Raw genomic sequence first — 22,748 nt, forward strand, 5'->3', positions numbered from 1 at the left:
CTTCGTCTTTCGAACCGCAGCGGTGTTGGCTGCATTCCCGAACCCCAGTCACTTACTTGAGTAAGCTCCTGGGGATTCGCTCACTTGCCGCCTTGCTGCGGCCCGAAATCCTTTGGGTACCGGTTAGCTTTCATGTCGGTACTGCATAACTGATTTCATTATGCAGGGTATCCGTTAAATCACATCAATGCTGGGTCGAAACTTTGACCTCCCCCTCAGTTACGCCGTCGGCGGGTGCGGCCTGCGGCACCGGCACGTAAGGCGTTTCCTGGTCGGTGCGTTTCGGGTTCTTGTGCGCCGCCATCGCGGTTTTCACCCCGTAGAAGATGATGCTGTACACCACCAGCAGGAACAGAATGCTCAGCCCGGCGTTGGTGTAGTTGTTCACCACGATGTGGTTCATGTTGGCGATCTGCTGGGCGCTCAGCTCGGCGCCGCCTTCGGCGATCTTGCGCTTATACTCGCCGGCCAGGAAGAAGAAGCCTTCCAGCTGCGGGTTGTCGCTGAACAGCTTCAGCCCCAGCGCGTAGGTGGTGCAGATCAGCAGCCACACCGCCGGCAGCACGGTCACCCAGATGTATTGGGTGCGCTTCATCTTAATCAGCACCACGGTGCCCAGCACCAGCGCCACGGCGGCCAGCATCTGGTTGGAGATGCCGAACAGCGGCCACAGGCTCTTCACGCCGCCGAGCGGATCCACCACGCCCTGATACAGCAGGTAGCCCCACAGCCCGACGCAGCCGGCGGTGCCGACGATGCCGGCCACCAGCGAGTCGGTTTTCTTCAGGAACGGCACGAAGTTGCCCAGCAGATCCTGCAGCATAAAGCGGCCGGAGCGGGTGCCGGCGTCCAGTGCGGTCAGGATGAACAGCGCTTCGAACAGAATGCCGAAGTGGTACCAGAAGCCCATGTTGGCGCCCGGGATGATCTGATGGAACACGTGGGCGATGCCCACCGCCAGCGTTGGCGCGCCGCCGGCGCGGTTCAGCACCGAAGGTTCGCCGATGTCGGTGGCGGTCTGCAGGATCTGTTCCGGGCTGATGACGAAGCCCCAGGAGCTGACCGCCGCCGCCGCGTGCACGGTCACGTCCTTCAGCGAAGCCATGATCATCGGCGCGTCTTCGGTGCCTAAGCGGTGCAGATCCGGCATGGTGATGCCCAGCGCCGCCGGCGGGGTGTTCATGGCGAAGTACAGGCCCGGCTCGATGATAGAAGCCGCCACCAGCGCCATGATGGCGACGAAGGACTCCATCAGCATTGCGCCGTAACCGATAAAGCGCGCGTCGGTCTCATTGGCCAGCAGCTTCGGCGTGGTGCCGGAGGCGATCAGCGCATGGAAGCCGGAGACCGCGCCGCAGGCGATGGTGATGAACAGGAACGGGAACAGGGTACCTTTCCACACCGGGCCGGTGCCGTCGACGAACTGGGTGACCGCCGGCATTTTCAGCTCAGGGTTGAGGATCACGATGCCGATCGCCAGCCCGACGATCACGCCGATTTTCAGGAAAGTGGCCAGGTAGTCGCGCGGCGCCAGGATCAGCCACACCGGCAGCAGGGCGGAGATGAACGCGTAGCCGATCAGCGTGAAGGTGATGGTGGTGTCTTTAAAGGTCAGCGCCGGGCCCCAGTACGGGTCGTGCGCCACCACGCCGCCGAACCAGATAGCGGCCACCAGCAGCACGATGCCGATGATTGACACTTCACCCACGCGGCCGGGGCGCAGATAGCGCATGTAGATGCCCATAAACAGCGCGATCGGCACGGTGGAGCAGACGGTGAACACGCCCCACGGGCTTTCCGCCAGCGCTTTCACCACGATCAGCGCCAGCACCGCCAGGATGATGATCATGATCAGGAAGCAGCCGAACAGCGCGATGGTGCCCGGTACCGGCCCCATCTCTTTTTTGATGATCTCACCGAGCGAGGCGCCGTTGCGGCGCGAGGAGATGAACAGCACCATAAAGTCCTGCACCGCCCCCGCCAGCACCACGCCGCCCAGCAGCCACAGCGTGCCGGGCAGGTAGCCGACCTGCGCGGCCAGCACCGGCCCCACCAGCGGTCCGGCGCCGGCGATGGCGGCGAAGTGGTGGCCGAACAGCACGTTCTTGTTGGTCGGTACGTAGTTCAGGCCGTCGTTGTTGACCACCGCCGGGGTGGCGCGGCCGGCGTCCAGCTTCATCACCTTGGTGGCGATGTACAGGCTGTAGTAGCGGTAGGCCACCAGATACACCGCCACCGAAGCGACGACGATCCACAGCGCGCTGATGTGTTCGCCGCGGCGCAGCGCTACCACGCCGAGGCAGGCTGCGCCGAGTATCCCCAGCAGCATCCACGGAATGTGCTTTAAAATCCCCTCTCGTTTCATGAGGTATCCTTAATTCCAGTCTGCAAATATGAATGAACTCATCCGCTTGTAAGAGATGTCAGAGTGGCGCGGTGAGCCGTAGCGTCTTTCCCGAGGTAAGGCGGGTTTAGGAACAGCTCATCATCGCCGGGGGTAAGGGGGGAAGACAGGCGTATTTCGCTCAGCGGTCAGATCCGCCGGGTGAACGGTTGGATTGGCGGAGTAAGCGGTTGGCGGCCAGGAGAAGAGAGTCGGCCGCCGGCGGGCGGCGGCCTGTCTCCTCAAACCGTCTGCATGGCCTGCAGCAGGTGGATAAACGCGGCGCTGAGCGGCGGCGTGGCCGGCTCATGGCGGGTAAAGACGTAAAAGCGCGCGCTGATGTCGATCTCCTGCGTCGGGATTTTCTGCAGGTGCAGCTGCGGGGCGTAGTGTGCGACCACCCGATCGCTCAGCAGCGCGATATAGCCCTGCTGCCTGACCAGGCACCAGGTCGCCAGAAAGGAGTCGGTCTCGACGATCTGGCCATGCGGCGTGTAGCGTTCGGCGATCTCGCGGATGGCGGCATGCCCCACCGAGCAGGAGCGCGGCACCACCCATTTGGCTTCGGCCGGCGGCTGCCCGGCTGCGGTACGGTCGCCTCCCTGATAGAGCGAGAATCGCTCGCTTTTCAGCGCCTGCATGGTCAGATCGGCGCCGCCCGCCGCGCCGTTCAGGCTGCTGACCGCCAAATCCAGCTCGCAGTTTCGCAGCCGGGCCAGCAGGCCTTCCGGGCCGTCTTCCACCACCGTCACCCGGGTATGCGGGTAGCGGCGGTTGAAGCCTTCGAGCACCTGAGGCAGGTAGCACAGCAGCGGATCGACGCTCATCCCCACCCGCAGGCGCTTCTCGCCGTCAGCGCTCAGGCCGCGCAGTTCGTCAAACGCGTTGAGCAACTGATTGGTGGCGGCGTCTATCCGCCGGTAAAACAGCTCACCGACCGCCGTCAGGCGCACGCCGCGGTTGCTGCGCTCCAGCAGCCGCGCGCCGATGGTCATTTCCAGCTCTTTAAGCACCCGGCTGAGCGTCGGCTGCGAGATGGCCAGCTTTTTCGCGGCCTCGTGCAAGCTTCCACAGTGGACAATGTCTTTGAACATCGTCAGATGAGCCAGCTTCGGCATGGTTTTCATGGTTGATCTCCCTGGAAGTGAACGGCATCAGCCGGAGCCGGCGATGCGGCTGTAATAGGCCTGTTTCATCATGCTGTCGTTCAGCAATTTATTGATGGTCTGGTCGAGCACCGGCGTGGTGACGGAGGCCGGCATCAAGGTGGCGGTGATCTCCACGTCGTCGTCGCCAAAGGGTTCGATATCCAGATGCGAGATAAAGCAGTTTTCCCCTTGCAGCACCTGTTTGAATTTGGCCAGCGCCTCACGCTGCTCATGCTCGAAGGCAATGACGCAAATCTGGTAGGTGGATTCGCCGTTAACGTCATTGAAGGGTTGTTTGTTGACCATATTGACCAGGGGGCGCAACAGGGTGTTGGCGGCGAGCACGAACAGCGTGGCGGCCAGCGCATCGCCGTACAGGCCGCAGCCGGCACAGGCGCCGACCGCCGCGGAGCCCCAGAGCGTGGCGGCGGTGTTCAGGCCGCGGATGTTCATCCCTTCCTTCATGATGGCCCCGGCGCCGAGAAAGCCGACGCCGGAGACCACGTAGGAAATGACGCGCACCGCGCCGCCGCTGCCGTCGATGGTCATGGCCAGATGGACGAAGATCGCCGCGCTGGTGGCCACCAGCGTGTTGGTGCGCAGCCCGGCGGTGCGCTGGCGGAACTGTCTTTCGTAGCCGATGGCGGCGCCCAGAACGGACGCGGTCAGCAGCGTCAGCAGTGTATGAATGAAATGCATGATAATAACTCGATGTATTATCCGCTTATCATGAGCCACCCGTGGCGGGGTAACTCTTGATAAACAGGTAGTTAAGTTGGCGGGATTCCGTCCCGCCAGTCCAGGGCGGCGCTCAGTGCGCGGCGGCGCTCAGTGCGCGGCGGCGATCTGCCGGCTGAGCGTCTCGCTGATTTTGTCCGTCAGCGGCTGCATCCCCTCGCGGGTGCGCGCCTCGCGGCGCTGCGTGATGTGATAGCAGCCGTCGAGGGTGCCGGCGCCCAGCAGGAGGATGCGGTCAGACATCATCACCGCTTCCTCTACGCTGTGGGTGACCAGTACGATGGAGCGGGTTTTGATCTGGCGCGTGCTCCAGATACGCAGCAGATCGCTGCGCAGGTGTTCGCCGGTATAGACGTCCAGCGCGGAAAAGGGCTCGTCCAGCAACAGCAGCATCGGTTCTACCGCCAGCGCGCGCGCGAAGCCGACCCGCTGGCGCATGCCGCCGGAAAGCTCGCGCGGGTAGGCGTCGCGGTAGGGCGCGAGCCCGACCAGATCGAGCATTTTCAGCGTTTGGGCTTCGACCACCTGCGGCGGCAGATCCTGCGCCTGCAGCCCGAAGGCGATATTTTGGTAGACATTCAGCCACGGGAAAATGGCGAAGGTCTGGAACACCATGTTGATCTGCGGATTCGGCCCCGAGACTTTTTTATCCCCCAGCATCACGGTGCCCAGATCCGGCGCGATCAGGCCGGAAAGAATGCGCAGCAGGGTGGATTTGCCCGAGCCGGACTGCCCCAAGATGCTGACGACCTCGTTGTCGTAAAGGCGCAAATTGATTTCATTCAGTACCAGACGTTTTTCTTTACCGGTAGGCTGAACGCTTTTGCTGACGTTATTGACCGTCAGCAGCGTGGTTTTTTTTACCATCATGATCCGTCTCCACCCAATTAAAAATATGAGCATGGAAAAAGGGCCGATATTTATCGCCGGGCAGGCGTAAAATAAATGCGGGTGCAAATAAGCCTGACCGTTATCGGACTGTTAATACGCTTATGCTGGAGGGGTTAGCCCATCGGGCGTGCCGGTGCGGCATGCGCGCAGGCCAGAGGCTGAAGGGTAAAGCGAAGGGATGCTATAACTGACTCATATCCTGACACTTTCAGGATGCAATGGGATGACTATTGCTCCTGTGACCTCAGCGATTCCAACAATAAAATAAACAACCAACTGTCGCCGTCCATATCATTCTCCCGTTATTTTTCGTGTGGCCATAATACGCGTGCCATAGCCTGTTATTCAATGTGGTTACGCCGAATTATGGCGGCAAAATGTAATTTAATATGAATGCGGGAAAGATTTTCTTTATTCATTAAACGGGGCGTAAACGGAAGGCGCAAGAATGAATATAGGCATCATTTTACGGAAATATAAACCTGAATTAAACGAGAGAATAAGAGGCGAGCGGAAAGTCACATAATAAACCGGCCGGAGAGCGCCCTCCGGCCGGGATGGGGATCAGAACTGATACATGATGCCGGTTTCGACGATGTCGTCGGCGCCGGCGCCGACGGCGTTCTGCTGTTGCAGCAGGTTGAGTTTGTACTCCACGTAGGTAGACATGTTGGCGTTGAAGCTGTAATTCAGCGCCAGATCCAGGTATTTGACCAGATCGGCGTCGCCGATGCCGGGCAGGTTGCGGCCGCGCGTTTGCAGGTAGGCCAGCGAGGGCGTGACGCCGGAATCGAAGTGATACTGCGCGACCGCCTCGACGGCGTCCGCGCGGGGGGCGAAGCCGGCGTAGCGATCGCCGTCGACGTAGGTCATGTTCTCGGTACGCGCGTAGCTTGCCGCCAGGTAGAGGTTGTCCTGGTCGTATTTCAGCCCCAGCGTCCAGGCCCGGGCGCGATCGCCGTCAGCCAGGCCGAAGCGCTGTTGCGCCAGGGTGCGCGCAGAGTTGGCGTAGGCGGCGCCAACGTTGAGCCCCACGCCGGTGTTGTAGGTGGCGGAAAAGGCGTAGCCATCGCCGTTTTGCGTCTGGATATCCTTCGCCCGTTGAGCGTCGTCCCCCCGATTCTTCCCCTGATATTGCAGGCCGAGATCCAGGCCGTCGACCAGACCGCCCAGGCTGCGGTTGTGGTAGGTCAGCAGGCCGTTGGCGCGGCCGGTCATAAAGTTGTCGGCCGCTTCGTAGCTGTCGTTGCCGAATTCAGGCAGCACGTCCGTCCAGCCGGCCACGTCATACAGCAGGCCGTAGTTGCGGCCGTAATCCAGACTGCCCCAGTGGCCGAACGTCAATCCGGCAAAGCCCAGGCGGGTATAGCTGTCGCCCGGCCCGGCGCTCTCCGGCTGATCGAGCCCTGCCTGATATTCCCATTGGCCATACCCCGTCAGCCCGTCGCCGATCTGCGTCTCGCCTTTGAAGCCGAAGCGGGTATAGGAGCGGTCGCCGTTATTGTCGGCGTCGCTGCTGAAGTCATGCACGCCGTTCAGTTGGCCGTACAGATCCAGTTTATTGCCGTCTTTATTGACGATTTCTGCGCCGGTGGCGGCGGCCGGCAGCAGGATGAACAGCGTCATCAGCACGCTTTTATGGTTCATTTCAGTTCCCCAAGTGAATGAAAACAGGGCCGTTAACCGGCCGATTGCGCTTGCGCGATTTTTTTGTACAGGCAGCTGCGGATCCGATCGGTGAGGTGCCGCAGGCTCTCCCGGTTGCGCACCGCACGCGGGAGGTTGACGCTGAATTCGTCGTCGATCCGTTTGCTGGTCGCGTCCAGGATCAGCACCCGATCGGACATCAGCACCGCTTCTTCGACGTCGTGCGTCACCATCACCATGGCGCGCGTGCGCAGCCGGTTGTCTCCCCACAGCGCCAGCAGGTCGCCCCGCAGTTTTTGCGCGGTAAAGATATCGAGGGCGGAGAAGGGTTCGTCCAGCAGCAAGAGGTCGGGCTCTACCGCCAACGCCCGGGCGAAGCCCACCCGTTGACGCATGCCACCCGAGAGCTCGCGCGGCCAGGCGTGCTCATAGCCGGTCAGGCCCACCAGGCGCAGCAGCGCTCCCAGCCGCTCGGCGATCGTCTGCGGCGGCAGCCGTTGCGCCAGCAACCCGAAGGCGATGTTGTCGTACACCGTTAGCCAGGGATAGAGCGCGTAGGACTGAAACACCATGCCGACGTTGGCGCTTGGGCCGTCGACCGGTTTGCCTGCCAGCGTGAGTGTGCCGCTGTCCGGTGGGATCAGCCCGGCCAGCATGCGCAGCAGCGTGGACTTGCCCGAGCCGGATTGCCCCAGAATGGTGACGAACTCGCCGGCGTGCACGGTCAGCGTCACGTCGCGCAGCACGGGGTTGGGGCGCTTGTTTTCGCCGATAAACGTCTTGTTCAGCCGACGGGCGCTGATAATCACCTCTTGAGTCACCATGTTGTTCCCCTTTGATCAGTCATATTTGAATTTGGTTTCCGCGATGCGATACAGCGGTTGCCAGACGAAGATGATGCACAGCGCCACCAGCGCGCACATCGCGGCGCAGCCCAGCGCGGACTCCGGGTTCTTGCCGGCGTCGGTGACGACGGAAATGAACGCGCCCAGCCCGGTGGCGCTGAGGGTGGTGCTGCCCCACTGGATCACCTCGGCGGCGATGGCGCTGTTCCAGGCGCCGCCGGCGGCGGAGATGATGCCCGTCACGATGTAGGGGAAAATTGCCGGCAGCATGTAGTAGCGCCACCAGCGGAAGCGGCGCAGCCCGAAGGTTTCGCTGACCTCGGTGATCTGCGTCGGAATGGCGGAAACGCCGGCGATCACGTTAAACAACACGTACCACTGGGTGCCCAACATGATCATCGGGATGGCCCACCAGCCGAGATCCTGATGATAAATGGCGATGAAGGCGGCGATCAGCGGGTAGAAAATGTTGGGCGGAATGGCCGCCAGGATCTGGATGATCGGCTGGAAGATCTTCACCAGCCGCGGATTCATGCCGATCCACACCCCCAGCGGCGTGAAGATCGCCACGCTGAGCAGCATGGCCGCGGCCACGCGCGCGGTGGTGAGCAGCATCCATTCCGGCAGCATGGCGAAGTACTGTTTGGGGAAGTATTCCCACAGCCGGTAACCGAACCAGACGCAGGCCAGCACCACGCCGAGATACCACAGGCTGCGCCACAGCCAGTTCCCCTTGGCGGCGAGCCTGAACAGGCGGTGCAGGCCGAGGGCATACCACAGCCGCGGCAGCTTGAACAGCCACAGGTCAGCCAGCGCGCGCAGCGTGTGGCCCAGCGCCGCACCGACGTGCGAGAAGGCCAGGCTGTTGTAAAACCACGGATTGCCGAGCGGCCGATTGGCGGTGACGTCTTCGTATTTGAAGCGCGCGGTATAGCGCACCAGCGGGCGGAAAACCAGCTGATCGAGCAGCACGATGTTGGCGGCCAGCGCGACGATCGCATACAGGATCGCCGGCACGTTCTGCTGCGCCAGCGCTTCGGCGATGTAGGAACCGACGCCGGGCAGTTCGACCGAGCGATCGCCGACCGGAATGGCCTCGGAGGCCACCAGGGCGAACCAGGCGGCGGATTGCGACACCATGGCGTTCCACAGCAGGCCCGGCACTGAATAGATGAACTCCAGCCGCCAGAAGCGTTGCCACGGGTTGTAATTGAAGCTGCGTGCGGCTTCATCCAGCTCTTTGGGCACGATGCGCAGCGTCTGATACAGCGTCAGCATCATGTTCCAGGCCTGGCCGGTAAACACCGCGAAGATGGCGGTGCACTCCAGCCCCATCACGCTGTGCGGGTAGAGGTTGAGAAAATACACGGTCGTGAAGGTCAGGAACCCCACCAGCGGCACCGACTCCATAAAGTTGACGAAGGGCAGGATCACCCGGCGCAGCGGCGTATAGCGCGCGGCCAGCACGGCGAAAACCACAGAAAACAGCAACGACCAGGCCATGCCGAGGAGAAAGCGCATGCTGGTTCTGAGCGAATAATAAAGCAGGTTCCAGGCATCAAGACTGATGGCAGAGACGTTTTGTTCATTGAAGTCACCGTGCATGTCACCCCAGGCACGAATAAAAAAGGCAATGAAAAAAACACCGATGGCGATAACGATAAAGTCATTTAAATACGACTTTTTGAAAACAGATGTACCCCGGTTATTTTGCATAACGCAATACCTTATTTTTCCCATAAGAAATCCGTCGCCGCTCGGGGAATATGCCCGGCGACACCAGATAAATACCGCCGTAGCGGTTGAGACAGACGTTGTTTTCGCAGCGGGGCGATGGGTGGGCCGGCAGAGCGGGAAAGGCCGTCAGAAGGGGAGCGGTTGCCGCATTCCGTGTCTTTCAGAATGCAACCTGGATGGCATTACTGAAAGACGCCCAATAGCATTAGCGTAAAACTAAAACTTTCATCGCCCATGGGGCCCTCCTCGGTTTAAATATGGCAGGAAGAGGGTAATGTTTTTCGCTAATAAAAAGCAATTGGCGGCGTAGGGTTTTTACGGTTGATGTGTAACAGGATAAATATTCATTTTTTAATCGCTATATCCGGAAAATAAAATAACGCATGGTGGTGGCGATAAAGACGGGGAAATAAATCACGGCGAAATAAAACGGCGCGCCTGAAGGGGGGGCGCCGCCGTAAATCAATAAACCTGCCTGCCGTTGATGCCGGCGGGGAAAATGCCGGTGGCGAAAATATGCCCGTTGGCCTGGATCTGATCGTCGGGCAGCATCTCCAGCGGGAACTCGGCCGTCAGGCAGCTGAGAAAGGCGTTGCGATCGTCCGTGGTGGTAAAGCCGATCAGATCGTAGAACAGCAGCGACGCGATCAGCTGGCGATGTTCCGGGATGCGCCGCAGCAGCGCCGCCGACGGGAACGGCAGGTGGAAGAAGAACGCGCAGGCGTTCAGCAGCCCCTGTTCCTTCAGCGCCTGGGCGCAAGGCAGCAGCTGGTAGTCGTCGATGCAGACGGTGTCGCCGGGGCACAGGTGCTCGCAGGCGATATCGGCAAAACGGCGGTTCAGCTGCCGGTAGGCGCGGTAGTTTTCCGGCGTGAAGTGCGCCTTCTCCGGCTGGTTGTGGAACACCGGCCATAGGCCGTCGTGGTAATAGCCCTGATAGTGGCGGCGAAACTCCTCGATCGACAGCGGAAAGGTCACCTGATCGTAACCGGTGCGTTGGCGGCAACTGATCGGGCGCTGTGCGAAATTCTGCACGTCGCCGTTCCAGCCGAGCCACAGCCCCGGTTCGGCGTCGGCCGCCAGCGTCTGGCCGGCGCAGGCCAGATCCTTACCGTCGCACTGCTTGTTGGAAATCAGCACCAAACGAGACATTGGGGGTCTCCTTATCAGTGAAGGGCGCGCAGGGCGTGCGCCGAACCATCGGCGCGCCAGGGCGCTTGCAGCGCGGGCAGCGTGACGCGCAGGCCGCGCAAGGCCGGATGCGCCAGACAGCAGCGCGTCAGCCAGCTTCCCAGCCCGACGCCGCGGTATTCGGCGCTGACGAACAGTTCGCTCACCGAGGCGAAGGTGGCGTAATCGGTCACCATGCGGGCGAAACCGAGCAGGTGGCACTTGCGATACAGCCCGAAGCACAGGCCGTGGCGCGCCAGGCGCTCGGCCGCCGCCCGATCCGGCAGGTTGAGGAAACGCTGGATCGCATCGATATCCAGCAACTGCCGATCGGTGCTGATATGAAAAACGCCTTTGCGCCAGCAGAGCAGCGGCTGTGCGGACGCCCGTTGCGGTTGCATATTCATGATTATCCTTAGGTTAATGAACCGGTGGTTACAGCATCCAGCCGAGTTCGGCGGCGGTGACCTGTTCCTCGAAGCGGCGTAGTTCGGCGCTTTTGCAGGTGTGCCACAGGGTGCAGAACGCCGGGCCGAGCAGCTCACGCAGCGGATCGCTGTGGCGGAACAGCGTCAGCGCCTCCTGTTGGCCGAGTGGCAAGGGCGCGGCGTTGTCGCTCTCGCAGCCGTTGGCCGCGGGCGGCAGCGGCAGCGGGTTTTCCAGGCCGTGCAGCAGGCCGCCGAGCATCACCGCCAGCGCCAGATAGGGGTTGGCGTCGGCGCCGGCCAGGCGGTATTCGATGCGCTGGTTGGCGCTGTCGGCGCAGGGCAGGCGCAGCGCCACCGTGCGGTTGTTGTGGCCCCAGGAGGCGCGCAGCGGCACGTGCATGCCGGGGCGGAAGCGGCGGAACGCATTGATGTTGGGCGCCAGGATCGCCATCGACGCCGGCATCAGCGCCAGCATGCCCGCCATCGCCTGCTGCATGTTGTCGCTTAGTTCGCCCGGCGCGCCGGTCAGCAGGTTCTCGCCGTGCTCGTCCTGCAAACTGATGTGGAAATGCAGCCCGCTGCCGGCGGCGTGGGCGCAGGGCTTGGCCATAAAGCAGGCGTGCTGGTGGTGTTGCTCGGCAATCTGCCGCGTCAGGCGCTTCAGCGCCATGATCTGGTCGCAGGCTTCCAGCACGCGCCGGCTGTGATGCAGATTCAGCTCGTATTGGCCGGAGGCGGCTTCGGCCACCACGCCGGTCAACGGCAGGTTTTGCAGGCGCGCGTGCCGTTCGATGTCGCTCAGCAGCGCATGGTGGCGCTCGGGCGCATCCACCGCGAAGCTCTGCGTTGGGCAGGTTTCCGCCTCGGCGGGATGCTGTGGATCCTGCAGGTAGAACTCCAGTTCGGCCGCCACCACCGGGAAGCAGTTGCGCTCGTGCAGGCGCTTCAGCACCCGTTGCAGCACCACACGCGGCTCCAGCTCGCAGGCGCCGCCGTCGGCGTTTTGCATCGTCAGCAGCAGCTGGGCGTGGCGTTCGGGATCGCGCGCGCAGGGGCGCAGCGTGCCGGGCACCGGCAGGCACAGACGGTCCGGCTCGCCCGCCCGCTGCCCCAGCCCGCTTTCTTCGATCACCCGGCCGTGCAGATCCAGGGCGTAAATCGACAGCGGGAAGTAGCAGCCTTTCTCCAGCCCAAAGGCTTCGGCGATCGGCAGCCGCTTGCCGCGCAGCTGGCCGTTCAGATCGTGCAGATAAATATCCAGCTGTTCGGTCTGCGGATAGCGCTGCAGGTAGTGTTCCAGCTCTTTGTGGAAGGCGCGCGTTGGCGAAGCGGGCAGCTCCGCCAGCAGCGGATTGAAGCCGATGATATTAGCATGCATGGCGTGCTCCAGAACGACGACCGATCACGGCTAGAGGCAGGGATAAACGCATGGGACAACTCTCTTGTGAGGCCATAGTGGCGATGTGAAAAGGGTATCTGCGGCGGCAAAAACTGTCTGTAAAAACGCCGTAACGTTAACGGGGCGCGGAATAAAAATGCCGTAAAGAGTGCGGCGGCGTTGGCGGGTTGGCCGCGCCGGCACGGTCTATACTGGCGAGACGGGCCGTTGAAGGAGAGATAATGATGAAGAAAATAGGGCTGCTTATCGCCGCGCTGGCCGCGTTCAACGCCACCGCGTCTTCCCCACAGGCGTGGGCCGAGAGCGAAAGGGCGATGCGCGTCGCCTGCCTGAAAGTCAGCGGGCTAAAAAACGCCAGGGTGGAAGGGGCGATCGTTCACTACGGTGATGACGTCGGCTATTCGGCGCTGTTTATCGGCGGGCGCTACCCGCAGCCGTTTATGAAAAACAAGCCGGGCAGGGAGCTGTGCTTATATCAGCGCACCACGCAGAAGGCGGCGGTGCAGGCGGTGGAGGGGAGCAACGCGTCTGCTCAACCTTGATGCTTGATGAGGTAAATAAAAATACAACCCACGGCGATAATAACGACCTCTACGAGCAAAAGTATAAAATCCATCGCCAGCCACTTTTGTAGCTCAAGAGAGGTGGTTTTTTGCACGAAGTCGTAGGTTTTCGCATCGAGCCAAACCTGATTCCTAATCTTGATTTTTTTCCTCTTCAGGATCCAAAGAAACCACTGTGCCTTTAATGAGATACCTAGCATGCCGAGGCCGTCGGCAAAGGCGACATAGGGCGGAATAAAATGTCCGCTGCCGGCGTAACGCTGATAGAAAGCGTCAAACTCTTTTTTATGGCGACGGTAGCCAATGAATTGGATGAAGGCGCTTAAAACCAGCAGCGTTAAGCATAATATGACAAGGGTTTTCATTGAGTAGCCTGAATCACGACATTCTCGCTATTATCATAAAGATCAATGCCATGATGAAGAGCATGCCTTCCAGCGCCAAAAACGTGCCGTTGTTTTTCATCCAGGTCTGCAAGCGTTCAGATGATGAAAGACGAACAAATTCATAGGTCTTGGCGGGAAGATATTGGTTTTTTTTTACCTTGATTTTCTTGCCGCAAAGGATCCATCTGAACCATTGGGCTTTGATGGAAGTACCTAAAGAGCCGAGGCCATCGGCAATCGCGACGTGAGCAGGGACAAAGTGGCCCTGTTGGATATAGCGTTGATAAAAAACATCGAACTCGCGTTTATAGCGACGAGAGTAAATATCTTGAACAAGCCAACAAAGTAAGAGCAGCGCGGCTGCAATAAGTGATGCTGTTTTCATAAGCCGCCGGCTAAGGTTCAAGGGGCGTTATGCCTTGCTCAAAAAAGCAAAGATACACATCAACGCCAAACACCCCATTTTCAGCACGCTTAAGATGAAGTCTTTTCGAAGCCAGTTTTTGAGGCGTTGAGATGTATTTTCATTCACGAATTCGTAGGTTTTTGGGCTCAGAAAAGCGTTTTTCCCTATCTTTATTTTTCTGCCATTCAATATCCAATGGAACCATTGCGCTTTGATAGATACACCGAGCAAACCAAGGTTATCCGCGAAGATGACAAATGGAGGCAAGGGGTGGGCGCTTTGCACATAACGTTGATAGAATTCAGAAAATTCGTCTTTATAGCGCCGATAGTAAAAATACTGAACCAGGGCACTAATCAATGCCAGAGTGAAGAACAGAACGATAGCGATTTTCATTATTCACCAAAAATGAAACCAGTAATGCTGTCGGCGGCTGCACCGCCACCCCAACTGCCAGCTGCGCCACCCAGAGCAGCGCCTGCTATACCACAAGCTAAAATACCGGTACCAAACGTGGAGGCGCCTAAGACGATACTACAAGCCGTCATTGCTAACATCGCACCACCTTCACCCCCCAAAATACCTGCCGCAGTACTTGCCGCAAAATGACTGTATCCCTTAACCGCGATCTTGGCGCACTCCTGTTCGCGGCCGAAGTATCATCTGAAAATACAACGATGGGTAGCTTAATGATCGCTACGTAATAGTGTCTTTCCATTATGCTCGATGCTCAAAGTAAAGGTTCTCATGTATTTACGCCTTTCCGTATCGTTATTCATCGAGACGCCGAGCAAGACCGAGTATTCTCCCTCAGCCCAGTTTACTTGCGGATAAGTGACGCATTGCCCGGGTTTCAGGTCAGGCAACGGAGTGACTTCTGGTGAGGTCCAGACGATATGCCATTGCTGTTGTTCCTGTCGTGAGACGATCACTCCCCGGTTTTGCAGGCTGTCGCCGCTGCGAACGCTGTTGATAGGCACGGCAAAGCAAGGTTGGTTGTCTTTTAGCGAGACATCCAACGGATGGTACCAGGGGGGAGTGGATTGACAGCCGTTCAGTAGCAGTGCGCATAGCAAAGAGAGATAAAATCGGTGTTCACCGGCCGTAAGTTTTCTGGCGTTTCCTTGAGTTGTGGCCATGGTTTTAATCCGTTAAAACATGAAAAAAACACCATAGCGAAAGTTCAGACATGATTAACCCACTTTGTCACAATCTTTTGCGTTCGCTCACAAGATGGAAAGGCAAATGGATGCTGGGTGCAATCTATTGATTGATATGAAAAATGATTTTATTTCTTTTATATATATTCAAAAATAAAAACGCCGGGTTGCGTGCTTTATTGCCTCCCCAAATCCGCATGTTTTCTTCTCTGGCCGATACTGATGCCGCTGTTCCCGTATCTCGTCGCATTCCATGCTCAAGCCGCAAGGCAATCATCACTGTTTTTTCGAGCAGCCAGGCAAAACGCCAATGGCGGTCTGGAGAAAATTATATATTCCGGTCTATCGTCTTGTCATAGATTGTACTCTATAATCAGGCGATGCCATGTGGACGGTAATGACAACGAAAGAGTTTGCAAGGAGTAACCCATGAGCACCTTAAAGCAACTGCTGGCCTCCCGCACCCCGGAGAGCCGCCGGCGCATCGAGGAAATGGCCGAAGAGATGCTGTTTGAAGCGCACCTGCACCAGCTGCGGGAAGCGCTGAATATTTCCCAACAGGAACTGGCGAAAACGCTGGGCATTTCCCAGCCTTCTGTCGCGGCCATCGAAGGGCGCGGCAATGAGCTGAAGATTTCGACCCTGAAACGCTACGTGGAAGCGATGGGCGGCACGCTGCGCCTGGACGTTGAGCTGCCGGGCGGCAAGCACGTCGGGTTTACGGTTTAAGTGCAGGCTGTGCGCCACTCCCCGCCATTTCCCGTTCGATCACCGTCGCCAGCGCCTGCGCGGCGGATGAGAGTTGGTGCTGCGCCAGGCGGATCAGGCCCACGCGCCGTTCGATGATCGGGCCGATCAGCGGCACGCAGACCGCCCCCAGCTCATCCATCTGTTTCTCGCACAGCGCCGGCACCGCGCTTGCGCCGAGGCCGTTGGCCACCATGCGCCCGACCGTCACCAGCTGGTGACTTTCAAACGCCACCTCCAGCGTTCGCCCGCTGCGGGCCAGCTCCTGCTCCAGCAGCAGCCGCACCGCCGATGGCCGCTGCAGGGTGATGAAATCCAGCGTCAGCAGCTCTTTCCAGCTTACCTGCGCCTTGCGCGCCAGCGCCGAATCCTTCGGCACCACCGCCAGAAAGCGATCGCGGCACAGCGGGGTGAAGTGCAGGGTGTCGCTCGGCTCCGGTTCAAAGGCGATGCCCATCTCCACCCGCCCTTCGCGGATCATTTCAAACACCTGCTCGTTGATGACGTCGTGCACCGCCACGTTGATGCCGGCGTAGCGATCGCGAAACGCCTTGAGGATCGGCGGCAGCGGGTTGCCGGCGAACGACGGCATGGCGGCGATCGCCACCTTGCCCATCTGCAGGGTGAAGCGCTGGCGCATCGCCTCTTCCGCGTTGTCCCAATCCGCCAGCAGCTGGCGCGCCATCGGGAAGAAGGTTTCCCCCTCCGGCGTCAGCGTCACCCGGCGGGTGGTGCGCAGCAGCAGCGGCCCGCCCAGTGCGTCTTCCAGCCCACGGATCGCCAGGCTGAGCGCCGGCTGAGAAATATTCAGCCGCTCGCTGGCCTGGGCGAAGTTCAGAGTGTGAGCTACCGCTAAAAACGCACGTAACTGTTTGATGCTCATTTTCATTTTGGCTGGCGTTAACTCTTTGTTAATTGTCGGTTAACGACTGATTAATAAAAATTCTAAATGAATGCGGCATAAAAACAAAATTAACAAATCATTTTTGTGACCTGAAGATGCCCTCACGCAAGCCAGGGCATTTCGCCCTGCGCCGCAACATGCAGGGGCAACGATATGGCAGGGCTCGACAAACGCGTCGGCAGCTACCAGGAAGCGCTGGCAGGCCTGACGGACAACATGACGGTGCTGGCGGGCGGCTTTGGCCTGTGCGGCATCCCGGAAAACCTGATCGAAGAGATCCGCCGGCGCGGCGTGCGCGGGTTGACGGTGGTCTCCAACAACTGCGGCGTCGACGGATTCGGCCTCGGGCGGCTGCTGGAAACCCAGCAGATCCGCAAGGTGGTGGGATCTTACGTCGGCGAAAACGCGCTGTTCGAGCAGCAGGCGCTCAGCGGCGAACTGGAGGTGGATCTCACGCCGCAGGGCACGTTGGCGGAGAAGATCCGCGCCGGCGGCGCCGGTATCCCGGCGTTCTTCACCGCCACCGGTTACGGCACGCCGATCGCCGAAGGCAAAGAGGTGCGCGAGTTCAACGGCCGCCCTTACATCATGGAAACCGCCATCACCGGCGATTTCGCCATCGTTAAAGGCTGGAAGGCCGATCACTTCGGCAACGTCATCTACCGCCACACCGCACAGAACTTCAATCCGCTGATGGCGACCGCCGGGCGCATCACGGTGGTGGAAGTGGAAGAGATCGTCGCGCCGGGCGAGCTGGATCCGGCGGCGATCCACACCCCCGGCATCTACGTCGATCGGCTGATCCAGGGCACCTTCGAGAAGCGTATCGAACAACGCACCCTGCGGGCATAAGGAGAATTTGCATGCTTACCCGTGAACAAATGGCGCAGCGCGTGGCGCAAGAGCTGCGGGACGGTTACTACGTCAACCTGGGCATCGGCATCCCGACGCTGGTGGCCAACTACGTGCCGGCGGGCATGGACGTGATGCTGCAGTCGGAAAACGGCCTGCTGGGGATGGGCGAGTTCCCGACCGAGCAGCAGCTGGACGCAGACATGATCAACGCCGGCAAGCAGACGGTCACCGCACGCCTCGGCGCGTCGATCTTCGATTCGGCGCAGTCGTTCGCCATGATCCGCGGCGGCCACGTCGATCTGACCGTGCTGGGGGCGTTTGAAGTGGACGTCGAGGGCAACATCGCCTCGTGGATGATCCCCGGCAAGATGGTCAAGGGCATGGGCGGTGCGATGGATCTGGTGGCGGGGGCGGAGAACATCATCGTGGTGATGACCCACGCCGCGAAAGGCGGCGAGTCCAAGCTGCTGCCGCGCTGCACGCTGCCGCTGACCGGCGCCAACTGCATCCGCAAGGTATTGACCGATCTGGCCTATCTGGAAATTGAAGACGGCGCCTTCGTGCTGCGCGAACGCGCGCCGGGCGTCAGCGTGGCGGAGATTGTCGCCAAAACCGCCGGCCGGCTGATCGTGCCGGAGCAAGTGCCGGAAATGCGTTTCTGAATCGGGAGGTGAATGTGCAACAACGTGAAGTGGTGATCGTGGCGGCAACGCGCACGCCGGTCGGCAGTTTTCACGGCGCGCTGGCGCCGTTGACGGCGGTGGAACTGGGCACGGCGGCGGTGCAAGGGCTGCTGGCGCAAAGCGGGGTGGCGCCGCAGCAGATCGATGAAGTGATCCTCGGCCAGGTGCTGACCGCCGGCTGCGGGCAGAACCCGGCGCGCCAGACCGCGCTGAATGCCGGGCTGCCCGTTACAACGCCGGCGCTGACCATCAACAAGGTGTGCGGCTCTGGTTTGAAGGCGGTGCATCTGGCGGTGCAGGCGATCCGCAGCGGTGACGCCGAGGCGGTGATCGCCGGCGGCCAGGAGAGCATGAGCCAGTCGCCTTACCTGATGGCCGGTGCGCGCGCCGGTCTGCGCCTCGGCCACGCGCAGATGGTGGACAGCGTGATCCACGATGGCCTGTGGGACGCGTTCAACGACTACCACATGGGCATCACCGCCGAGAACCTGGCGGAGAAATACGCCATCAGCCGCGCCGAACAGGACAGCTTTGCGCTGCGCTCGCAGCAGAAGGCGCAGGCGGCGCAGCAGGCCGGGCGTTTCGCGCAGGAGATCACGCCGGTGACGGTGCCGAAGCCGAAGGGCGAAGCGTTGCTTGTTAAGCACGACGAACAGCCGCGCGACACCAGCCTGGAGGCGCTGGCGCGGCTGCGCCCGGCGTTTCGCAAGGAGGGTACGGTAACCGCCGGCAACGCCTCATCGCTCAACGACGGCGCCGCCGTGGTGCTGCTGATGAGCGCGGAAAAAGCCACCGCGCTGCGCTTGCCGGTGTTGGCGCGCATCGCCGGTTACGCCTCGTCGGGCGTCGATCCGGCGATCATGGGCATCGGCCCGGTGCCGGCCGCGCGCCGCTGCCTGGAAAAGGCCGGCTGGCGGCTGGACGAGGTCGATCTGATCGAGGCCAACGAAGCCTTCGCTGCGCAGGCGCTGGCGGTGGGCAAAGAACTGGGCTGGGAGGCGGAGCGGGTCAACGTCAACGGCGGAGCGATCGCGCTGGGGCATCCGATCGGCGCGTCCGGCTGTCGCATCTTGGTGTCGCTGCTGTACGAAATGCAGCGCCGCGGGGTGAACAAGGGGCTGGCGATGCTGTGCATCGGCGGCGGGCAGGGCGTGGCGCTGGCGGTAGAGCGCCCGTAAACAACCGAGGAGGGCACGATGCAGTCATCTGACTATGCGGTACTGGGCGCCGGATTGATGGGGGTGGGCATCGCCACCCACTTTATTCGCCACGGCCATGAGGTGCTGCTGTATGACCCGGATCCGCAGCGCCGGGTGGAGGCGCCGGCGGTGGCGAGCGGCATTCTGGCCGAGCTGAGCGACGTTGGGCAGTTTGATAACGATGAGCGCGACGCGGCGCTGGCGCGCCTGCGCGTGACCGGCGAGCTGAACGACGTGGCGCGCGCCCGGCTGCTTATCGAGGCGATCCCGGAACGGCTCGAGCTGAAGCACGCGCTGTATGAGCAGTTGGAAGGGCTGATCGCCGACGACGCGGTGATTGCCAGCAACACCAGCGGCCTGCCGCCGGACGAGCTGGCGGCGCGCATGACCCACCCGCAGCGCCTGCTGATTGCCCACTTCTGGCACCCGCCGCACCTGATCCCGCTGGTGGAGATCGTGCCCGGCCGCGCCACCGATCCGCGCCATCTGGCGGCGGTGCAGGCGCTGCTCGGCGGGATGGCGCTGGAGGCGGTGCTGCTGGAGCGCGCCGCGCCGGGGTTTGTCGGCAACCGGCTGCAGTTTGCGGTGCTGCGCGAGGCGCTGCACATCGTCCACAGCGGCATCGCCAGCGCCGAGGTGGTGGATCAGGTGATGCGCGCCTCGCTGGGCCGGCGCTACGCCATGGTCGGCCCGCTGGAGGCCGCCGACATGACCGGGCTGCCGACGGTGGCGGACATCGTCCGCCACCTGTTCCCGGAACTGGCGACCGGCGACGAGATGATGGCGCTGGTGGAACAGCGGCTGCAGCGCGGCGATACCGGCCAGCGCAGCGGCCGGGGATTTTATCTTTGGGATGACGCACGCAGGGAACGCATTCAACGGCGACGGGCGCATCAGCTGCGCTTTGCGCTGAAACCGTAATTTCGCACTCCGTACCTGACAATAACAACGATACTGAGGTGACCGATGAGCGTTTTGATTGCCCTGGCAGCACTGGGATTACTGATGCTGGCCGCCTACCGCGGCTACAGCGTGATTTTGTTCGCCCCGATCGCCGCGCTGGGCGCGGTGCTGTTGACCGATCCCGGCGCGGTGGCGCCGACCTTCACCGGGCTGTTTATGGAGAAGATGGTCGGCTTCGTGAAGCTCTACTTCCCGGTGTTCCTGCTGGGGGCGGTGTTCGGCAAGCTGATCGAGCTGTCCGGCTTTTCCCGTTCGATCGTCGCGGCGGCGATCCGCATTCTCGGCCGGCGTCACGCCATTCCGGTGATCGTGCTGGTGTGCGCGCTGCTGACCTACGGCGGGGTGTCGCTGTTCGTGGTGGCGTTCGCGGTCTATCCGTTTGCCGCCGAGCTGTTCCGCCAGAGCGGTATCCCCAAGCGGCTGATCCCGGCCACCGTGGCGCTCGGCGCCTTCTCCTTCACCATGGACGCCTTGCCGGGCACGCCGCAGATCCAAAACATCATCCCGACCAGCTTCTTCGGCACCAATGCCTGGGCCGCGCCCTGGCTGGGGCTGATCGGCTCGCTGTTCATCATCGCGGTCGGTCTGCTGTATCTTGAACGCCAGCGGCGCAAGGCGCAGCTGAAGGGAGAGGGATACGGCACCGATCTGCTGAACGAGCCGGAAACCCCGGACGACATCAACCTGCCGAACCCGCTGATCGCCATCCTGCCGTTGATTTTGGTCGGGGTATTCAACCTTGGCTTCACCCATTGGATCCCGCAGTGGTACGGCGCCAGCCATGAGCTGACGCTGCCGGGGCTGGCCAAGCCGATCGCCACCGACGTGGCGAAGATCACCGCCATCTGGGCGGTGGAAGCGGCGCTGGTGTCGGGTATTCTGCTGGTGGTGGTGTTCGGCTTTCGCAATATTCGCGGCCGGCTGGCGGAAGGCAGCAAGACGGCGGTCGGCGGCGCGATCCTGGCGGCGATGAACACCGCCTCCGAATACGGCTTCGGCGCGGTGATCGCCGCGCTGCCGGGCTTTTTGGTGCTGTCGCAGGCGCTGTCGGCGATCCCCAATCCGCTGCTGAACGAAGCGATCAGCGTCACCCTGTTGGCCGGCATCACCGGATCGGCCTCCGGCGGCATGAGCATCGCGCTGGCGGCGATGTCCGACAGCTTTATCGCCGCCGCCCATGCGGCACAGATTCCGCTGGAGGTGCTGCACCGGGTGGCCTCGATGGCCAGCGGCGGCATGGACACCTTGCCGCACAACGGCGCGGTGATCACCCTGCTGGCGATCACCGGCCTCAGCCACCGGCAGGCCTATGGCGGCATCTTCGCCATCACCCTGATCAAGAGCGCCGCGGTGCTGTTCGTGATCGGCGTGTTCTACCTGACCGGCATTGTTTAAAGGAGCGATACCATGAGTGTACAAGGCAAAACCGCGCTGGTGACCGGCTCGACCAGCGGCATCGGCCTCGGGATAGCGTCCGTGTTGGCCGCCGCCGGCGCGCGCGTGATCCTCAACGGCTTCGGCGACGTGGAGCAGGCGCAAGCGCAGGTCGCGCGGCTGGGCGCCGCGCCGGGGTATCACGGCGCCGATCTCGGCGATGCGGCCCAGATAGCGGACATGATGCAGTATGCCGAACGCGAGTTCGGCGGCGTGGACATTCTGGTGAACAACGCCGGCATTCAGCACGTGGCGCCGCTGGATCAGTTCCCGGTGGAGAAATGGAACGCCATCCTCGCCATCAACCTGTCGGCGGTGTTCCACACCTGCCGATTGGCGCTGCCGGGGATGCGCGAGCGCAACTGGGGGCGCATCATCAACGTGGCGTCGGTGCACGGGCTGGTGGCGTCGAAAGACAAGTCGGCCTATGTGGCGGCCAAGCACGGCGTGGTGGGGCTGACCAAGACGCTGGCGCTGGAGACTGCACGCACGCCCGTCACCTGCAACGCCATCTGCCCCGGCTGGGTGCTGACGCCGCTGGTGCAGCAGCAGATCGACAAACGCATTGCCGCCGGGACCGATCCGCAGCGGGCGCGCGATGAGCTGTTGGCGGAGAAGCAGCCTTCGCAAGCGTTCGTCACGCCAGAGCAGCTCGGCGAGCTGGCGCTGTTCCTGTGCAGCGATGCGGCGGCGCAGGTGCGCGGTGCCGCCTGGAACATGGACGGCGGTTGGCTGGCGCAGTAGTGAATTCTCTCTCGGAGCGCGCAACGCGCTCCGTCGTTATTTCCCCTCATCAGTTAATTCCCCTGCGTGACGGTTTACCTGCGGCAATAATATTTATTTGTTATTTGCTATTTTTATTCCCGGATAATCACGCCGGTTTATTTTGGGTGAAACGTGCGGATTGGTTTATTTCGTGCTGCGGCTATTACATTATTTTTCTCCGCGTTACAGATGAACACGTTTTTGCTGAAATTAAATCCAACCTGAAATAATGACAGGTTATGGCGTGAATTTTTATATCTTGCGTGCGCTGTTCACATCGGGTAATTATTTCTGCGT

At 61.2% G+C, this 22,748-nt stretch carries 25 protein-coding genes; 9 read left to right on the top strand and 16 right to left on the bottom strand.

What is annotated here, in order from left to right; translation table 11 throughout:
- Window positions 1–184 precede the first annotated feature (184 nt).
- The 10 genes from QDT79_RS06885 to QDT79_RS06930 all read right to left on the bottom strand — a co-directional run bounded on the left by QDT79_RS06885 (window position 185) and on the right by QDT79_RS06930 (window position 12,365).
- Window positions 185–2,365: a carbon starvation CstA family protein gene (locus tag QDT79_RS06885; protein WP_308316332.1), complete on the bottom strand. Its 2,181-nt coding sequence runs from the start codon at window positions 2,363–2,365 to the stop codon at window positions 185–187.
- Between the two features lie 260 nt (window positions 2,366–2,625).
- On the bottom strand, window positions 2,626–3,510 hold the full coding sequence (locus QDT79_RS06890; RefSeq protein WP_063991535.1) for a LysR family transcriptional regulator: 885 nt from the start codon (window positions 3,508–3,510) through the stop codon (window positions 2,626–2,628).
- Between the two features lie 27 nt (window positions 3,511–3,537).
- Window positions 3,538–4,230 (bottom strand): MgtC/SapB family protein, encoded by a 693-nt coding sequence (locus QDT79_RS06895; protein ID WP_019453282.1) that lies wholly within the window; start codon window positions 4,228–4,230, stop codon window positions 3,538–3,540.
- A gap of 129 nt (window positions 4,231–4,359) precedes the next feature.
- Complete coding sequence (locus tag QDT79_RS06900) at window positions 4,360–5,139, bottom strand: ABC transporter ATP-binding protein (RefSeq protein WP_063991534.1); 780 nt, start codon at window positions 5,137–5,139, stop codon at window positions 4,360–4,362.
- Window positions 5,140–5,724: 585 nt separating this feature from the next.
- On the bottom strand, window positions 5,725–6,807 hold the full coding sequence (locus tag QDT79_RS06905; protein WP_308316333.1) for a porin: 1,083 nt from the start codon (window positions 6,805–6,807) through the stop codon (window positions 5,725–5,727).
- Between the two features lie 32 nt (window positions 6,808–6,839).
- Entirely contained in the window at window positions 6,840–7,631 is a 792-nt protein-coding gene (locus QDT79_RS06910; protein WP_308316334.1) for an ABC transporter ATP-binding protein, read from the bottom strand.
- Between the two features lie 15 nt (window positions 7,632–7,646).
- Window positions 7,647–9,257 (bottom strand): ABC transporter permease, encoded by a 1,611-nt coding sequence (locus tag QDT79_RS06915; RefSeq protein WP_308316335.1) that lies wholly within the window; start codon window positions 9,255–9,257, stop codon window positions 7,647–7,649.
- A 594-nt stretch (window positions 9,258–9,851) separates the two neighbouring features.
- On the bottom strand, window positions 9,852–10,541 hold the full coding sequence (locus QDT79_RS06920) for a trehalose-6-phosphate synthase (protein ID WP_197816860.1): 690 nt from the start codon (window positions 10,539–10,541) through the stop codon (window positions 9,852–9,854).
- Between the two features lie 14 nt (window positions 10,542–10,555).
- Entirely contained in the window at window positions 10,556–10,966 is a 411-nt protein-coding gene (locus QDT79_RS06925) for a GNAT family N-acetyltransferase (RefSeq protein WP_308316336.1), read from the bottom strand.
- 28 nt (window positions 10,967–10,994) lie between these two features.
- Window positions 10,995–12,365 carry a glutamine synthetase family protein gene (locus QDT79_RS06930; RefSeq protein WP_063991528.1) on the bottom strand — a complete coding sequence of 457 codons (1,371 nt, stop codon included), beginning with the start codon at window positions 12,363–12,365 and terminating at the stop codon, window positions 10,995–10,997.
- A 245-nt stretch (window positions 12,366–12,610) separates the two neighbouring features.
- On the opposite strand from QDT79_RS06930, the gene QDT79_RS06935 reads away from it, so the two are divergent.
- The gene (locus tag QDT79_RS06935; RefSeq protein WP_107226802.1) at window positions 12,611–12,928 is read left to right on the top strand and encodes a hypothetical protein; all 318 of its coding nucleotides are present in this window, start codon (window positions 12,611–12,613) and stop codon (window positions 12,926–12,928) included.
- Here QDT79_RS06935 and QDT79_RS06940 read toward each other — a convergent pair.
- From QDT79_RS06940 to QDT79_RS06960, 5 genes are all read right to left on the bottom strand, one after another.
- A complete protein-coding gene (locus tag QDT79_RS06940; RefSeq protein ID WP_107226691.1) occupies window positions 12,919–13,314 on the bottom strand; it encodes a hypothetical protein in 396 nt (131 codons plus the stop codon). The genes QDT79_RS06935 and QDT79_RS06940 overlap by 10 nt on opposite strands.
- 13 nt (window positions 13,315–13,327) lie before the next feature.
- A complete protein-coding gene (locus tag QDT79_RS06945; protein WP_308316337.1) occupies window positions 13,328–13,720 on the bottom strand; it encodes a hypothetical protein in 393 nt (130 codons plus the stop codon).
- A 27-nt stretch (window positions 13,721–13,747) separates the two neighbouring features.
- A complete protein-coding gene (locus tag QDT79_RS06950; protein ID WP_308316338.1) occupies window positions 13,748–14,137 on the bottom strand; it encodes a hypothetical protein in 390 nt (129 codons plus the stop codon).
- Window positions 14,137–14,298 carry a hypothetical protein gene (locus QDT79_RS06955; protein WP_230200983.1) on the bottom strand — a complete coding sequence of 54 codons (162 nt, stop codon included), beginning with the start codon at window positions 14,296–14,298 and terminating at the stop codon, window positions 14,137–14,139. The genes QDT79_RS06950 and QDT79_RS06955 overlap by 1 nt, the downstream gene beginning before the upstream one ends.
- Window positions 14,299–14,427: 129 nt before the next feature.
- Window positions 14,428–14,880 (bottom strand): putative T6SS immunity periplasmic lipoprotein, encoded by a 453-nt coding sequence (locus tag QDT79_RS06960; RefSeq protein WP_308316339.1) that lies wholly within the window; start codon window positions 14,878–14,880, stop codon window positions 14,428–14,430.
- Between the two features lie 450 nt (window positions 14,881–15,330).
- On the opposite strand from QDT79_RS06960, the gene QDT79_RS06965 reads away from it, so the two are divergent.
- Complete coding sequence (locus QDT79_RS06965) at window positions 15,331–15,630, top strand: helix-turn-helix domain-containing protein (protein WP_019453270.1); 300 nt, start codon at window positions 15,331–15,333, stop codon at window positions 15,628–15,630.
- Here the strand turns inward: QDT79_RS06965 and QDT79_RS06970 are convergent.
- Entirely contained in the window at window positions 15,620–16,537 is a 918-nt protein-coding gene (locus QDT79_RS06970) for a LysR family transcriptional regulator (protein ID WP_063991524.1), read from the bottom strand. The genes QDT79_RS06965 and QDT79_RS06970 overlap by 11 nt on opposite strands.
- A gap of 168 nt (window positions 16,538–16,705) precedes the next feature.
- Here QDT79_RS06970 and QDT79_RS06975 point away from each other — a divergent pair, with 168 nt between their 5' ends.
- The 7 genes from QDT79_RS06975 to QDT79_RS07005 are packed head-to-tail and all read left to right on the top strand — an operon-like array spanning window position 16,706 to window position 22,681.
- A complete protein-coding gene (locus tag QDT79_RS06975; protein WP_049212496.1) occupies window positions 16,706–17,404 on the top strand; it encodes a CoA transferase subunit A in 699 nt (232 codons plus the stop codon).
- Between the two features lie 11 nt (window positions 17,405–17,415).
- Window positions 17,416–18,069: a CoA transferase subunit B gene (locus QDT79_RS06980; RefSeq protein ID WP_025305151.1), complete on the top strand. Its 654-nt coding sequence runs from the start codon at window positions 17,416–17,418 to the stop codon at window positions 18,067–18,069.
- 14 nt (window positions 18,070–18,083) lie between these two features.
- On the top strand, window positions 18,084–19,268 hold the full coding sequence (locus QDT79_RS06985; protein ID WP_063991523.1) for an acetyl-CoA C-acetyltransferase: 1,185 nt from the start codon (window positions 18,084–18,086) through the stop codon (window positions 19,266–19,268).
- 18 nt (window positions 19,269–19,286) lie between these two features.
- Entirely contained in the window at window positions 19,287–20,210 is a 924-nt protein-coding gene (locus QDT79_RS06990; protein ID WP_308316340.1) for a 3-hydroxyacyl-CoA dehydrogenase family protein, read from the top strand.
- A 45-nt stretch (window positions 20,211–20,255) separates the two neighbouring features.
- The gene (locus QDT79_RS06995) at window positions 20,256–21,647 is read left to right on the top strand and encodes a GntP family permease (protein WP_063991522.1); all 1,392 of its coding nucleotides are present in this window, start codon (window positions 20,256–20,258) and stop codon (window positions 21,645–21,647) included.
- A 12-nt stretch (window positions 21,648–21,659) separates the two neighbouring features.
- Entirely contained in the window at window positions 21,660–22,430 is a 771-nt protein-coding gene (locus tag QDT79_RS07000) for a 3-hydroxybutyrate dehydrogenase (RefSeq protein WP_038878344.1), read from the top strand.
- The gene (locus tag QDT79_RS07005) at window positions 22,415–22,681 is read left to right on the top strand and encodes a hypothetical protein (RefSeq protein ID WP_130018711.1); all 267 of its coding nucleotides are present in this window, start codon (window positions 22,415–22,417) and stop codon (window positions 22,679–22,681) included. Before QDT79_RS07000 ends, QDT79_RS07005 begins: the two co-directional genes overlap by 16 nt.
- Window positions 22,682–22,748: the final 67 nt, after the last annotated feature.

The organism is Serratia marcescens (assembly GCF_029846115.1).
In the GTDB taxonomy this organism is placed as follows: domain Bacteria; phylum Pseudomonadota; class Gammaproteobacteria; order Enterobacterales; family Enterobacteriaceae; genus Serratia; species Serratia marcescens_L.

Bases quoted from the DNA above. Each gene is read 5' to 3' on its own strand.
- QDT79_RS06950 (WP_308316338.1), bottom strand. From the start codon at position 14,137: ATGAAAATCGCTATCGTTCTGTTCTTCACTCTGGCATTGATTAGTGCC.
- QDT79_RS06930 (WP_063991528.1), bottom strand. From the start codon at position 12,365: ATGCATGCTAATATCATCGGCTTCAATCCGCTGCTGGCGGAGCTGCCC.
- QDT79_RS06955 (WP_230200983.1), bottom strand. From the start codon at position 14,298: ATGTTAGCAATGACGGCTTGTAGTATCGTCTTAGGCGCCTCCACGTTT.
- QDT79_RS06940 (WP_107226691.1), bottom strand. From the start codon at position 13,314: ATGAAAACCCTTGTCATATTATGCTTAACGCTGCTGGTTTTAAGCGCC.
- QDT79_RS06975 (WP_049212496.1), top strand. From the start codon at position 16,706: ATGGCAGGGCTCGACAAACGCGTCGGCAGCTACCAGGAAGCGCTGGCA.
- QDT79_RS06970 (WP_063991524.1), bottom strand. From the start codon at position 16,537: ATGAAAATGAGCATCAAACAGTTACGTGCGTTTTTAGCGGTAGCTCAC.
- QDT79_RS06915 (WP_308316335.1), bottom strand. From the start codon at position 9,257: ATGCACGGTGACTTCAATGAACAAAACGTCTCTGCCATCAGTCTTGAT.
- QDT79_RS06935 (WP_107226802.1), top strand. From the start codon at position 12,611: ATGAAGAAAATAGGGCTGCTTATCGCCGCGCTGGCCGCGTTCAACGCC.
- QDT79_RS06890 (WP_063991535.1), bottom strand. From the start codon at position 3,510: ATGAAAACCATGCCGAAGCTGGCTCATCTGACGATGTTCAAAGACATT.
- QDT79_RS06900 (WP_063991534.1), bottom strand. From the start codon at position 5,139: ATGATGGTAAAAAAAACCACGCTGCTGACGGTCAATAACGTCAGCAAA.
- QDT79_RS06920 (WP_197816860.1), bottom strand. From the start codon at position 10,541: ATGTCTCGTTTGGTGCTGATTTCCAACAAGCAGTGCGACGGTAAGGAT.
- QDT79_RS07000 (WP_038878344.1), top strand. From the start codon at position 21,660: ATGAGTGTACAAGGCAAAACCGCGCTGGTGACCGGCTCGACCAGCGGC.
- QDT79_RS06990 (WP_308316340.1), top strand. From the start codon at position 19,287: ATGCAGTCATCTGACTATGCGGTACTGGGCGCCGGATTGATGGGGGTG.
- QDT79_RS06995 (WP_063991522.1), top strand. From the start codon at position 20,256: ATGAGCGTTTTGATTGCCCTGGCAGCACTGGGATTACTGATGCTGGCC.
- QDT79_RS06895 (WP_019453282.1), bottom strand. From the start codon at position 4,230: ATGCATTTCATTCATACACTGCTGACGCTGCTGACCGCGTCCGTTCTG.
- QDT79_RS06980 (WP_025305151.1), top strand. From the start codon at position 17,416: ATGCTTACCCGTGAACAAATGGCGCAGCGCGTGGCGCAAGAGCTGCGG.
- QDT79_RS06960 (WP_308316339.1), bottom strand. From the start codon at position 14,880: ATGGCCACAACTCAAGGAAACGCCAGAAAACTTACGGCCGGTGAACAC.
- QDT79_RS06945 (WP_308316337.1), bottom strand. From the start codon at position 13,720: ATGAAAACAGCATCACTTATTGCAGCCGCGCTGCTCTTACTTTGTTGG.
- QDT79_RS06965 (WP_019453270.1), top strand. From the start codon at position 15,331: ATGAGCACCTTAAAGCAACTGCTGGCCTCCCGCACCCCGGAGAGCCGC.
- QDT79_RS06885 (WP_308316332.1), bottom strand. From the start codon at position 2,365: ATGAAACGAGAGGGGATTTTAAAGCACATTCCGTGGATGCTGCTGGGG.
- QDT79_RS06905 (WP_308316333.1), bottom strand. From the start codon at position 6,807: ATGAACCATAAAAGCGTGCTGATGACGCTGTTCATCCTGCTGCCGGCC.
- QDT79_RS06925 (WP_308316336.1), bottom strand. From the start codon at position 10,966: ATGAATATGCAACCGCAACGGGCGTCCGCACAGCCGCTGCTCTGCTGG.
- QDT79_RS06910 (WP_308316334.1), bottom strand. From the start codon at position 7,631: ATGGTGACTCAAGAGGTGATTATCAGCGCCCGTCGGCTGAACAAGACG.